At 36.6% G+C, this 14,098-nt stretch carries 8 protein-coding genes; 1 reads left to right on the top strand and 7 read right to left on the bottom strand.

Annotated elements, in window-relative coordinates:
• Positions 1 to 470: 470 nt before the first annotated feature.
• From ACFIM1_RS05855 to ACFIM1_RS05840, 4 genes are all read right to left on the bottom strand, one after another.
• Positions 471 to 1,259 (bottom strand): ABC-2 family transporter protein, encoded by a 789-nt coding sequence (locus ACFIM1_RS05855; RefSeq protein WP_375608634.1) that lies wholly within the window; start codon positions 1,257 to 1,259, stop codon positions 471 to 473.
• Positions 1,243 to 1,977: an ABC-2 family transporter protein gene (locus ACFIM1_RS05850; protein WP_375608633.1), complete on the bottom strand. Its 735-nt coding sequence runs from the start codon at positions 1,975 to 1,977 to the stop codon at positions 1,243 to 1,245. The genes ACFIM1_RS05855 and ACFIM1_RS05850 overlap by 17 nt, the downstream gene beginning before the upstream one ends.
• Before the next feature lie 64 nt (positions 1,978 to 2,041).
• Positions 2,042 to 3,061, bottom strand: coding sequence for an ATP-binding cassette domain-containing protein (locus tag ACFIM1_RS05845; RefSeq protein ID WP_375606698.1), 1,020 nt, complete (start codon positions 3,059 to 3,061; stop codon positions 2,042 to 2,044).
• An 803-nt stretch (positions 3,062 to 3,864) separates the two neighbouring features.
• Positions 3,865 to 4,848, bottom strand: coding sequence for an RluA family pseudouridine synthase (locus ACFIM1_RS05840; RefSeq protein WP_375608632.1), 984 nt, complete (start codon positions 4,846 to 4,848; stop codon positions 3,865 to 3,867).
• Positions 4,849 to 5,068: 220 nt separating this feature from the next.
• Here ACFIM1_RS05840 and ACFIM1_RS05835 point away from each other — a divergent pair, with 220 nt between their 5' ends.
• A complete protein-coding gene (locus ACFIM1_RS05835; protein ID WP_375608631.1) occupies positions 5,069 to 6,862 on the top strand; it encodes a glucan ABC transporter ATP-binding protein/ permease in 1,794 nt (597 codons plus the stop codon).
• Between the two features lie 998 nt (positions 6,863 to 7,860).
• Here the strand turns inward: ACFIM1_RS05835 and alaS are convergent.
• The 3 genes from alaS to ACFIM1_RS05820 form a co-directional block, all read right to left on the bottom strand.
• Positions 7,861 to 10,527, bottom strand: a complete 2,667-nt coding sequence (gene alaS, locus ACFIM1_RS05830; protein WP_375609450.1) for an alanine--tRNA ligase — start codon at positions 10,525 to 10,527, stop codon at positions 7,861 to 7,863.
• A gap of 209 nt (positions 10,528 to 10,736) precedes the next feature.
• Positions 10,737 to 11,780: a recombinase RecA gene (recA, locus tag ACFIM1_RS05825; protein WP_375606702.1), complete on the bottom strand. Its 1,044-nt coding sequence runs from the start codon at positions 11,778 to 11,780 to the stop codon at positions 10,737 to 10,739.
• 989 nt (positions 11,781 to 12,769) lie between these two features.
• Complete coding sequence (locus ACFIM1_RS05820; protein ID WP_375609449.1) at positions 12,770 to 14,095, bottom strand: replication-associated recombination protein A; 1,326 nt, start codon at positions 14,093 to 14,095, stop codon at positions 12,770 to 12,772.
• Positions 14,096 to 14,098 lie beyond the last annotated feature (3 nt).

Below are 14,098 nucleotides of genomic sequence, written 5' to 3'. Positions count from 1 at the left end.
CTTAAAAGCTTTATTCTGTCAATTTTCTTATTGTTTAAGCAAAAACTCATCCACGTAATAATATATTGAATGTACCAACAAAATCCGCACGAATAACCACATTTTGCACATATAAAAATTACCCATCTTTGACAATTTTTTAGCATTATAAACGTAACAAAAATAAATTTTGCTCAGATGAGAAAACACTACTAATATTGTACACCATCTTACCATTGGCTTGTGTCATCAAGCAGCCATCTAAACTCAAACTAATCTAAAACCAAGAAATTTAATTCTCTGATTTTTATTGTAAATTCTTTGCTCATAGCTATAGAAATACAACTGATTTTATGCATGAATATGTCTAATAAAAATCCTCATGTGTAAATTTTACATGCCCTATACCACCAGCATAAATAACGATAATCTACGCTATAATAGAATTATTCACTCAATTTTTTATTTTTATAATCATGATGATTTTTATATCATCCCCCTAATCCATTAAATTTAATAATTGTTTTCTTATAGATTATGAAAGTCATGACTATAGAAAGAAAAGTGCTCGACAGAAGATATCCAATATTCCATTCGCCTTTACCAAGTAACAGGGATACAGGAAAAGAAGCAGAAAAAGCCATGGGAAGCATAAACAAAAGCCATTTTACAATGCTTGAGGGATAAATTCCTATTGGTACAAATGAAAGCTCGTAAATCATTTCATGAAAATATTCGACAGGCATCTTACGGCTAATAATAAATGTCACAAAATTAAACATCATGAAAAAACAAATATTGACGATAAAAACACAAAATATTGCAACAATAAAAGAGATCCATCTGAGCTTAAGATCATACATATCCGGTAATGATACGAACAAATAGGCACTAACATAAAGAACAAATAGCTTTATCAGATTAAGTGGTTTGCACCAACCAAACAACATCAACAACCAGATTGAAACAGGCTTTATCAAGTAGGGTTCAATTTTACCATCTGCTACTTTTTCAAAAAACGTTTCAATAGAATGAGTAAAAATATTCAAAAATATCCCAAGTAAAACAAAGACAACAAAGATAAAATGAATTTCATCTCTGCTATAGTTACCAATCTTTCCTGAAAAAGAAGATATTCTATCAATAAATATGAATTGAATAAAATAATAGCATAGAGAAAGAATAAACTCCCCAGCCAAATTCTTACCATAAACAATCTGTCGGCAGATATTCAGGCTGATAAAATGAAGGATTATTTTCATCTCAACCGCCCGCTCCATAATACATCTTCATTCCTTTATTCCAAGCAATATGAATTAAGCATAAAAGACACAAAATATAAGCAAAACTTCCGAAAAAAAACTGCTGAAACAACGCTAAATTTTGCGTCGCGAAAAACTCGGCAGGAGCTGATATCATGAAACGATAAGGATTAAATTGCATGAGTGGAATAAGCCACACCGGCCAAAAAGATGGTGGTAAAAGAACACCCCCAAGAAGCGTTGAACTGAGAATACTGAAAGAGAGTAATATATTGTACTCAATCACCCAAAAACTTAATAAGGCAATCCCGAAAGAGAGTAAAAAACAAAGCAATTGTGATAGAATAACCATGAGAAAAAAGAACAGAAAAGAGATGACCAATCCCAGAATATTTTCATAGGATAAAACAAGCTTTGCAACAAAAAGAGCCAATAACGGAATGCAATATAATACACTCTCTCCTAAAAAAGTAAAAAGTATTTGTGTCATATAACTAAAGGGTTTTGTGAGATAGACTTCTAATTGACCTTCCCTAACATGATGAGAAAAAAACTTAATCACATTATAACCATTATTTAAACGTCCTAAGACTAAAGCAAAAGCATAATAATACATCATATCATGAAAGCTAAAGCCATTTATGGTGTTTCCCATATCAGAGAAAAGTGCATTCCATAATAGAAGTTGAATAATAAATGGCGAAAGTGTCCCAATGACAATATCAGTAAAAAACATGGCTCTATCACTTAGAATAGAGAGTAATCCATTCCTTGCATAAAAAAACATGCCAAAACAATAATTAAATAAATTCTTTAAATTTAACACGGAGCATCTCCTCAAATGAGGGAGTGGACACAGAAAACGTACAGTTGAATTTAGTTGTCATTTCCCGTATGAAATGCGAATAATCTCCACGAGGTAACGAAATTTCCAATGAACATTCTTCATTGTTCAGTTTTTTATTTTTTAAAGGAGCGGACAATTTTAACGAAAGTTCATCCATTCTCTTTACAACAGCATAAAGCGCCTGCAAGTGTTCACAAAAAAATGTCACTTTCACCAAAGAAGGAAGCATATTTTTAAATGCATCAATATCACCGTAAAAGTGTTTGTTTCCTTTATGCAAGAGAAGAATATCATCAACGTAACCATCAATATCCCCCATATCATGACTTGTGATGATGTATCCCATCCCTCGCTCTCTTTTAAGTTTTGTAAGTAGCTCCCTAATTTCATGCTTAGAAGTAATATCAAGACCAATAGTTGGTTCATCTAGGAACAATAATTTAGGTCTAAAAGATAAATTAAATGCCAATTCACTTTTGACTCTCTCACCCAAACTCAGCATTCGCACTGGCTTGTCCATGATATGCGCAATACCAAGCAACTCTGCAATCTCTTTAAGGTCGCGGATAAAAGAGGTTCGTTCAATACCATATAAGGGTTGCACCATATCCAAACTGTAACGTAGAGGTAAATCCCACCATAAACAACTCTTATGACCAAAGACCACACCCAACTGTCTAAACAGATCTTTCTTGGTTTTATACGGATTAAATCCCAAGACTTTAACACTTCCCTTATCAACGAATTGTATACCAGCAAGTATTTTAATCAGTGTTGATTTACCTGCCCCGTTAGCTCCAAGGATAGCAAGAGATTGTCCTGAAAAAAGGGTAAAACTGATATCTTTCAGCACGTGATAATTCGTATATACTGGCTTAAAGAGAGAAAGCACTCTGTTTTTGAAAGAAGTTCCTCTGTCCATGCTACGGTATATTTTTGAGACGTTATTAACGTCAATCAATAATGATCCCATCAGTCACTCCTCATTTCAACTTATCCCCTCTTGGAATGTTCCCATAATCTTTGAATATCTGTTTTTTCACTGGAAAAAACGACCATGTTCTCCCCCTCCTAAAGAGCAATAAACGCACCTAAAGCTTTAATCTCCAATTTTTGGTATAGCATATTTCTTCAATCTGATGCATTCACTGAAATAAAGCATTAAGAATGCTAAAAGTTGTTTCTTCTTTTACGAAAGAAAATCTTTCGAACAAATTCAGATAAATAAAGTAAGTAGAAAAATAATTGATCATCGAAAGGAGAGCTTTGTTAATAAATCTTCATGGTGTAAGCAAAGGTACAAATAGTAAATCTATCATAAGTATATCAAATCACATTGATAACAAAACAAACCTCCTTAACAACAGGATTTTTTTGAGAGGCTACTTTTCCTCAGCATTACTATAAAATGCCTCCTTTATCTCCCATGAAAAATTAAAAAGCGCCTTTACACATTTCAGCAAATATCCTTCAGATTTTATCTCATTCATCTTCCTCAACAGACACGCCTCCCCAATATACAGCCCTACAGATAAATTCAAAGGAGCAGCTTCATCAACTCAGATTATTAAACGATACACCTTATCTAGAGATAATAATACAATCAATATGGATAAAGAACTGTAGAAAGAAAATTTATGATATTTCAAAATTCATCACTCAAAAACACCATTTTCTCATAGCGATTACTAAAGCTCTCTTCAAATGAAGCCCTATCCATCTCATCAAATTTATAGACAAAATTTTTACCAATCAAAAAGGATAAACGAAGCTTTTTTACTCTGTTTCAGCATCACTCTCATTAAAAGACAAAAGATTGAAACTTTGAACCATATGAGGTGGTAAAGGTGCAACAATGTCCAATATTCCTCCTGAAGGATGAGGAATACGAATACGACGTGCATGAAGATGAAGACGATTTTGAATTCCTCCTGGTAATGTCCAATTACTATCAGAAAAAAAATATTTTGAATCGCCAATGATAGGATGATCCATATGGGCAGCATGAACACGAAGCTGATGTGTTCTCCCTGTATAGGGTTCCATTTCAAGCCACGAAAGAGCCCGCCCTCGCGTATCTAAAACGCGATAGTAGGAAACCGCATGATGTGAATCTGGCTCCCCATGTTCACAAACACGCATTTTGTCACCTTGTGCAGTCATTTCCTTAACCATCCACGTTGAAATTTTATCCTGCTTTTTTTTAGGTACGCCCCGAACCAACGCCCAATAAGTCTTTTTTGTTTCTCGCGCTCTAAAAGCAGCTGTTAAGGACTGAGCAGCTCCCCTTGATCGCGCAACAATAAGCACACCCGACGTCTCACGATCAAGACGATGAACCAAACGCGGCTTTTCACCTTTTTTATTGCGCCATACCTCAAGCATACTATCCATATGACGTGTTAAACCAGAGCCTCCTTGTACAGCCAACCCAGCTGGTTTATTAAAAACAAATACCTTTGGATCTTCATAAAGCAGCATTTTTTTCAAAACGGTCCCATCATCCTGCCCATGAAGTGTTTTATCCGTTATTGAAAGATTTTCTTTGTCATTAATAGGGAGAGGTGGAATACGGACAGCCTGTCCCATACAAAGACGCGTATCGGCTTTAACACGTCCACCATCAACCCGTATCTGACCAGAACGCAACAGTTTTTGCAAGACTCCAAAACCAAGTCCTGGATAATGCACTTTAAACCAGCGATCTAAGCGCATTCCATTTTCATCTGCCTCAACTTTTTTTATTTCTACGCCTGCCATGAAAGTTCCCTTGCCTGATAATTTTATTGATCTATTTTTGCGCCTTTATAAGCACAAATATAAACACAAAAATTCATATTTTAGTTGGCTTTATCACACCATATTACAGTTAGTATCCAAAATTGCCTTTTCTTAACGTCCAAATTTTATTAGCTAAAAATTAAGCGTTATAAAAAAATCAATAGCCTTTACGCTTAACAGCGAATGGAGATAATTAACAGTGTCCTTATTCAAAACCTATGCACGTGTTCTCACTTACCTAAACAGAGAAAAAAATGCATCCCTTTTAATCTGTACCGCTAATGTTATGTTAGCGATTATCACCATTGCAGAACCTATTTTATTTGGACGGGTTATCGATTCTATTACAGAAAAAGCAGGTATCATCTCTACTCTTGCCATTTGGGTTTGTTTTGGACTTTCACATATTATCGCTTATGTCCTTGTTGCTCGCGGTGCAGACCGCTTAGCCCATAGACGTCGCTTAACGGTTTTAACAGAATCTTTCGAACGTATCATTGCCATGCCGTTAATTTGGCATCAACAACGCGGAACATCTAACGCACTCCATACACTTTTGCGCGCTATAGATTCCATGTCAACCATATGGCTTGATTTTATGCGACAACATCTCTCAACGCTTGTCGCCTTATTGGTTCTCATCCCCATAGCCTTTAATATGAATTGGCGCCTTTCAATAGTCTTGGTTGTGCTTGCCATCATCTATGTATTAATTGCACGTTTAGTGATGCGAAAAACAAAAGACGGACAAGCCGCTGTAGAATGCTATCATCATAACCTTTTTAAACATGTCAGTGATTCAATCTCTAATGTTTCCATTGTACAAAGTTATAACCGAATAAAAGAAGAAACTTTCATACTGCACCAACATACAAATGCTCTGCTTAAAGCACAAAATCCTGTTCTCAATTGGTGGGCGCTCGCCAGTGGCTTAAATCGAATGGCTTCAACGATTTCAATCGTTTGTGTTCTTCTCCTTGGAGCTTTTTTTGTTGCAAAAAGTCAACTACGAGTAGGTGACGTCGTTGCTTTTGTTGGATTTGCACAACTCATGATTAGCCGCCTAGACCAAATGAGCAATTTTATTCATTGTGCAATATCCTCACAAGCAAAACTGCAAGAGTTTTTTGAAATGGAAGACTCAACCTTTCGTATCAACGAACCGCAGAATCTTCCCTCCCTCCAAAATGTTAAAGGCACCATACAATTTCATCACGTGACCTATAAATTTCCAAATTCTTCTCAAGGTGTTTTTGATATTTCTTTTGAGGTTAAAGCAGGACAAACTGTTGCGATTGTAGGACCAACAGGAGCTGGAAAAACAACGTTGATCAATCTGTTGCAGCGCGTATACGACCCTACCTTTGGGCATATCTCCATTGATGGAATAAATATATGCTCGATCAATCGCGAATCTTTACGCAAATCTCTAGCAACAGTATTTCAAGACTCAGGTCTTTTCAACCGTACTATTCATGACAATATTTCAATAGGAAAAGCGAGCGCAACGAATGAAGAACTTTATGAAGCAGCAAAAATAGCAGAAGCTCACGATTTTATTCTAAAAAAAGCTGATTATTATAACACAATGGTGGGCGAACGAGGATCTCAATTATCAGGTGGAGAAAAACAGCGACTAGCAATTGCACGCGCTGTTTTAAAAAATGCCCCTATTCTCATTCTAGATGAAGCAACAAGCGCTCTTGATGTTGAAACAGAAGCACGTGTCAAAAATGCCCTTGATTGCATAAGCCATAATCGCACCACTTTCATTATAGCACATCGCCTCTCAACAGTACGCAATGCTGATGTAGTACTCTTTCTAGAACATGGTCATTTAATTGAAAAAGGAAGCTTTCAAGAATTAATCGAGAGAGACGGCCGTTTCTCTCGATTCTTAAAAGCCAGTGGTTTAACAATCAAATCACCAGAAAGAGAAAGAGAAGGAGAAAATGAAAACGTCATCCTCTTACATGAAGCCATAGCATCATAAAAATGATACTCTTCACAAATCTCATGTAAAAAATACCTCTTCAATACACCCCAAATACTTTATTGATACAAATAAAAGGTTACTAAGAATATCACAATCCATTTTTGACGCGAGATCTTTGAAAAAATATTAAAACAAAATTTCGCACTTTTTCTACTGTTGAAATTTTACTCGATTGAAACAAAATTATTGCGTATATCTTTGCATATTAATGAGTATACAATCGAATTTAAGGAAAATGCAAAGGTAAAAAAGCTTCCAGTTTTACCATCTTCTTTTAACTCAGCTTTACAACTTTCAAAACTATCTAAAACAGTGTTTTTTTAATAATGGATATGACGTATTGCTTCACACTTTTGTTTATCATGTTTTTTGTAGAATCATCCCCTCGCCAAGAACAAAATGTCATTGTGTTGTACATTCATCACGTGCTTTTTTAAGAAATATTTCTCAATACTCCTAAGCCTATTTTTCACAACAATTCTTGTGAATGGTTTTGATTGATTCAATATACATAGATTTAAAATGAGAAAATCCTACGAATATTTGGAGCTCTTACTCAAGATATAAAAATAAATTATCATTATAAATCAATATATTGAGTAAATAGCATCATAATAAATCAGACATTAATATACCTCTTTAAATTTATGCGATATTCCTTTTTATAAAATAGGATAGAGATGTTTCTTTAAAAAAATCTGTAAGAGCCACACAATGACTGCTCTTCTTCGTAAAAATATACTACAAAGCAAAGTGTAAAATGCTGCATAATCTTTCTTATTTTGAAAGGTAACTCCCAAAATTCTTGAAAAACATAAAATCAAATGAAACAATGATGATAAAGATAAACACTGTTTTTATCTCTAACAATTTTGTACAAGCCCCCATTACGCTATATCTGGATTTCAGCAAGACATCGGACAGATACTCGTGATACTTATACACCAATCCAACATAAAAATATAAAAAACACCGATGAGAAAAGATTTTGCTTTTTAAATTTTTTCAAGAAAATCTTTTAGTGCTGCAAATGCCTCACCAGCCTTGTTACCCTCAGGACCACCAGCCTGCGCCATATCAGGACGACCACCACCACCTCGACCACCAAGCACAACTGAAAGAATACGAACGAGATCAACAGCATTCAACTTATCCGTTAAATCATCCGTAACGCCAACAACAGCACTGCCTTTTCCATCCTCCGAAACACTAATAAAAGCAACGACTCCAGACTCAATTTGTTTTTTTCCAGAATCGACGAATGCCTTAAGATCCCGTGGTAAAATATTTTTGACAATGCGTCCGAGAAAAGAAAGCCCATTAATGATGGTAATATCATCTTGACTACTTTCTGTTATACCACCACTCAACACCATTTTTTTGCGTACATCATTCAACTCTTTTTCAAGTTTACGACGATCATCAAGCAAAATTCGCACCCGTTCTTCTAAACCAGAAGAAGACGTTTTTAAAAGATCAGCGATCTCATGAATACGCTCATCTTGGCGACAAAGATAAAAACGTGCTTCTTGGCCAGTTAAGGCTTCAATACGACGTACTCCTGCTGAAACAGAACTTTCAGAAACAATATGGATCAAACCAATATCGCCTGTTCGCTCCACATGTGTGCCCCCACAAAGCTCTATTGACCAATGCTTTTTTAATCCCTCTAGGTGACACTGTTTCCCCATAGAAACAACGCGAACTTCATCACCATATTTTTCACCAAATAATGCCATGGCTCCTTTAGAAATGGCTTCATCCACGTCCATGAGATGCGTTACGACCTTACTATTTTGCAAAACAATCTCATTGGCTAAATCTTCTATTTTTTTCAATTCTTCCAAAGAAACAGACTTTGGATGAGAAAAATCAAAACGTAACCGATCTGGCGATACAAGAGAGCCCTTTTGAGTAACATGGTCCCCCAATATTTGCCGTAAAGCCTCGTGTAATAAATGGGTAGCAGAATGATTTGCACGAATTTTTTTACGACGAATACCATCAACGGTTAATTCTACACAATCAGACCTCGATGCCTGACCAGATTTTACTTCTCCAATATGGATAAAAACACCATCACCCTTTTTCTGAGTATCATGCACCTCAAAAACAAAATCTTCACTAGAAATGATACCGCTATCACCAATTTGCCCGCCAGATTCACCATAAAAAGGAGTCTGATTTACCACAAGAATAGCTTTTTGCCCCGAAGAAATATGATCAACAATTTTACCATCACACACAAGAGCTGTAAGAATGCCTTCAGCTTTTTCTGTTTCATAACCTAAAAATTCTGTCGCCCCTACCTTATCACGAACAGAAAACCAAATTGTCTCCGTTATAGCTTCACCAGAACCAGACCAATGAGCACGCGCTTCCTCTTTTTGGTGTTCCATCGCTTTATCAAAAGCATCAACATCAACAGATATTCCGCGACGCCGAAGCATATCTTGCGTCAAATCAAGCGGAAAACCATAGGTATCATAAAGCTTGAAAGCAACTTCACCATTTAAATGATCTCCCTCTTTAAGAAGACTACTCGCTTCATTTAACAAACCAAGTCCTCGTTCAAGTGTTTTACGAAAGCGTATTTCTTCTAACTTCAAAATTTCTGAAATCAAAGACTCAGCACGCACTAATTCAGGATAGGCTTGTCCCATTTCGCGAATTAAAGCAGGCAAAAGCCGCCACATTAAAGGCTCTTTAGCACCAAGAAGATGGGCATGACGCATAGCACGACGCATAATGCGACGTAAAACATATCCTCTTCCTTCGTTGGAAGGAAGAACACCATCAGCAATCAAAAATGCGCACGAGCGAAGATGATCAGCAATGACACGATGGCTGGCAATAAAATCACCCTTTGCCTCAATCCCTGTAATTTCTTCTGAAGCAGCAATTAATGCACGAAAAAGATCAATGTCATAATTATCATGAACACCCTGTAAAACAGCAGCAATACGCTCTAACCCCATGCCTGTATCAATAGAAGGATGAGGTAAATCAACACGTTCTTCCTTGGAAATCTGCTCATACTGCATAAAAACAAGATTCCAAATCTCAATAAAGCGATCCCCATCTTCATGAGCACTTCCAGGAGGCCCCCCCCAGATTTCATCACCATGATCATAAAAAATCTCTGAACAAGGACCGCAGGGTCCTGTATCGCCCATCGCCCAAAAATTATCAGCCGTCGCAATACGGACAATTTTTTCATCTGGAAGACCTGAAATTTTACGCCATAGTTCAGCAGCAACATCATCACTCTGATAAACTGTCACCAACAGTTTATCTTTTGGCAGGCAAAATTCTTTTGTTAAAAGGTTCCATGACAAAAAAATAGCTTCTTCTTTAAAATAATCACCGAAAGAAAAATTACCCAGCATTTCAAAAAATGTATGATGGCGTGCCGTATAACCAACATTATCAAGATCATTATGCTTTCCACCCGCACGAACACATTTTTGTGCCGTTGTTGCCTGCTTATAAGGGGGCTTTTCAAGTCCAGTAAAAACATTTTTAAACTGCACCATTCCTGCATTTGTAAACATAAGTGTAGGATCATTACGTGGAACAAGTGGGCTAGAAGAAAGAACTTTATGCCCATTACGATGAAAATAATCCAAAAATGTTGACCGAATGTTATTAACACTATTCATATCGACACCTGCTCAATACAGTACAAAACCATAAAAGAAAAATCCCCCTCATTAAATATCCTCTTTGCCACGCATGGAGTCAATTTAATCAAAGAATAGAATATTTGTTCAAAAAAATTGAGAAAAAATGACTGTATATTTAAAAACTCAAACAAATAAAAACAGAAAAAATCTTAAATGAAAAAAATTATAGATGAAAAAACGCTCCATCAAATGGCTTCATCGCTCTCTGTATTTTCTGAACCTGCATTTTCTAACAATTCAATGGCAATCAAACCAGCATTTTGGCGCAAAGCTGCTTCAATTTCTGTAGCAACTTCCGCATGTTCACGTAAAAACTGCTTTGCATTTTCACGCCCCTGTCCTAAACGCTGAGAATTATAAGAAAACCATGCACCAGATTTTTCCACAATACCAACCTTAACACCCAAATCAATCAATTCACCTACCTTAGAAATGCCTTCACCATAAATAATATCAAACTCAACCTGTTTGAACGGAGGTGCCAATTTATTTTTCACCACTTTAACACGCGTCTGATTACCAACGATTGCATCCCTATCTTTAATAGACCCAATGCGACGAATATCCAAACGAACAGAAGCATAAAACTTTAAAGCGTTTCCCCCTGTTGTTGTTTCAGGCGAACCAAACATCACCCCAATTTTCATGCGAATTTGATTAATAAAAACAACCATACAATTAGAGCGAAAAATCGCTGCTGTTAATTTTCGCAATGCTTTACTCATCAATCGCGCTTGCAATCCAGGCAAAGCATCCCCCATTTCACCATCGATTTCCGCACGCGGTGTTAAAGCTGCAACAGAATCCACAACAAGCACATCAACTGCACCAGAACGAACCAACGTCTCTGTAATTTCCAATGCCTGTTCACCAGTATCTGGTTGAGAAATGAACAAATTTTCTAAATCAACACCAAGCTTACGCGCATAAATAGGATCAAGTGCATGCTCTGCATCAATAAAAGCACAAATCCCACCACTTTTCTGTGCCTCAGCAATAGCATGGAGAGCCAATGTTGTTTTCCCAGAACTTTCTGGTCCATAAATCTCAACAATGCGCCCCTTGGGTAATCCACCAATCCCTAAAGCAATATCCAAGGATAATGACCCTGTTGGAACTGTTTCAATTTCAACAACCTGCTCTTTTTGCCCAAGACGCATAATCGAGCCTTTACCAAAAGAACGTTCAATTTGTGAGAGAGCAGCATCGAGAGCTTTTGTTTTATCCACGATTATATCCTTGACCGAATTCATAAATAATCTAACACTTAAATTTTACACTGTACTTTTAATTTAACTAAAGTCTTGAGTTTAGATTTTCACAGACTATTTGCATTCCTATCTCCACATTATGTCCATAAACATTCATGACTATCACAATAAAGAATTGGCATTGCTTATCTTATGACACAAAAAATAAATTCTAATAAAACAATACTTCCTAAGAGAGCAAGTTAACACATTTATATCTCTCTAGAAAAGGAACAATTTAAATTTCAACACAATGTTCTATAGCCCTTCTGCTTATCCCTTTGATTAAATACTTGAGAGACTAAGAATTCTCCCGCTATTGATCACATAAAAACGCATCACCAATTAAAATCACACCATATTGCATCGAAGAACAAAACGCCATTGTGTTGCGTATTCATACACTTAATTTAAGAAACACCTCTCAAAACTTCCAAGCTCACTTCGTGACAACACCTATGAATGTGGTATACTGTAAGACTTTTTGACGCCACCATCTTTACACTATAGAAGGAGAAAGCTGGCACCATCACACTATTTATCATCCCCTAAGGTTGCGACAGCTCTCGGCATTTGAGACGATTCATAAGAGGAATTTTTAGTCCTTTCTTGTACGGTTTTTATCACACGCTAATCCTGCTTGTAACATGCAACCGAATAACCTGATTGCTTCAACAAATAACGGACTTGGGATGAGAGAAATTTACGGTATTTGAAACTTTCATTCAACTTACGAAACAGTCAATTATCATTATAAGTTAATATATTATTTAATAAAAACCAAAAAAAATAAAGCAGCTTAAAAGTTGAATGACATATTTAAATTTGAAAAAATATGCAATTTTGAAGATATCAAAAAAAATCTCTACAAGCAATGCAATAAATGTTTAAAATATAAACTAAATTTCTCATATAATAACATAAGAGATAAAAAATAAATCTGAGATTAATAAAAAACATATTTCAACTCAAATTTTATTTTGATCTTTACGTTTTTTGCGCAACTGTTGCCACCACTCAAGACGTTTCACAATTTCACGCTCAAAACCACGCTCAACTGGTTTATAATAACTCTGACGCCCAAGTTTTTCGGGAAAATATTCTTGTCCTGAAAAAGCGTCTGGTTCATCATGGTCATAACAATAACCACTTCCATACCCTTCTTCTTTCATAAATTTCGTAGGAGCATTAAGAATATGCTTAGGGGGTGGTAAAGAGCCATTTTTGCGCGCACAACGCAGTGCTGCTTTATACGCAAGATATGCTGCATTTGACTTTGGCGCAGTTGCAACATAAAGACATGCTTGCGCCAAAGCCAATTCTCCTTCTGGTGATCCTAAATAATCATAGGCATCTTTTGCTGCATTACAAATGATAAGAGCTTGAGGATCCGCCAAACCAACATCTTCAACAGCCATACGAACCAACCTTCGCCCAATATAGAGAGGATCTTCACCAGCATCCAACATACGTGCCAAATAATAAAGCGCAGCATCAGGATCAGATCCACGAACGGATTTATGCAACGCTGAAATGAGATTATAATGCCCATCTCGTCCTTTATCATAAATGGGCGCACGACGCTGAATAACTTTTTGCAAAGCAACAACATCAAGAACCTCTCCCAATGGTGCAATAGACCAAACTTCCTCTGCCAATGTTAACGCAACCCGCGCATCACCATCAGACATCTCTATCAAAACGTCTCTGGCATCATTATCCAAGGGAAGAGTTTTTTCCTCAACTTCTTCAGCACGCCTCAAAAGCAGGTTCAAACTTTCATGATCATGAGAAAGAAATGTTAAAACACGTGCACGCGAAAGAAGGGCAGCATTCAGTTCAAAAGAAGGATTTTCGGTTGTTGCGCCTATAAGTACCACAGTACCCTCTTCCATCACAGAAAGAAAACTATCCTGCTGAGCACGATTAAACCGATGAATTTCATCAACAAAAAGAAGTGTTTTATCCCCAGATATAAAACGCCTCTGCGCAACTTCAAAAATCTTTTTAAGTTCAGAAACTCCGGTAAAAATAGCAGAAACCTGCTCAAACGCGAAATTTGTTTCAAGGGCTAACAAACGTGCAACAGTCGTTTTTCCCGTCCCTGGAGGTCCCCAAAAAATCATCGATCCAATTGAGCCAGTTGCCGCCATACGTGAAAGCAAACCATCCTCTCCAATCAAATGCTTTTGCCCCACAACATCATTGAGAGAACAAGGACGCATTCTTTCTGCAAGTGGCCGATTTTTATGAACTTGAAGATCAAGCGACGAAGTAAAAAAATCTTTCTTCAAAAA

Origin of the sequence: Bartonella sp. AC158YNML (assembly GCF_042196725.1) — a bacterium.
Taxonomy (GTDB): Bacteria; Pseudomonadota; Alphaproteobacteria; order Rhizobiales; family Rhizobiaceae; genus Bartonella.
Note: the sequence above shows the minus strand (reverse complement) of the source record. Positions and strands in the feature narration are given on the sequence as shown.

What these genes read in the sequence shown, in the direction of transcription:
- ACFIM1_RS05855 (WP_375608634.1), bottom strand. Translation starts at nt 1,259, where the DNA reads ATGGAGCGGGCGGTTGAGATGAAAATAATCCTTCATTTTATCAGCCTG.
- ACFIM1_RS05850 (WP_375608633.1), bottom strand. Translation starts at nt 1,977, where the DNA reads ATGTTTTTTACTGATATTGTCATTGGGACACTTTCGCCATTTATTATT.
- ACFIM1_RS05845 (WP_375606698.1), bottom strand. Translation starts at nt 3,061, where the DNA reads ATGGGATCATTATTGATTGACGTTAATAACGTCTCAAAAATATACCGT.
- ACFIM1_RS05840 (WP_375608632.1), bottom strand. Translation starts at nt 4,848, where the DNA reads ATGGCAGGCGTAGAAATAAAAAAAGTTGAGGCAGATGAAAATGGAATG.
- alaS (WP_375609450.1), bottom strand. Translation starts at nt 10,527, where the DNA reads ATGAATAGTGTTAATAACATTCGGTCAACATTTTTGGATTATTTTCAT.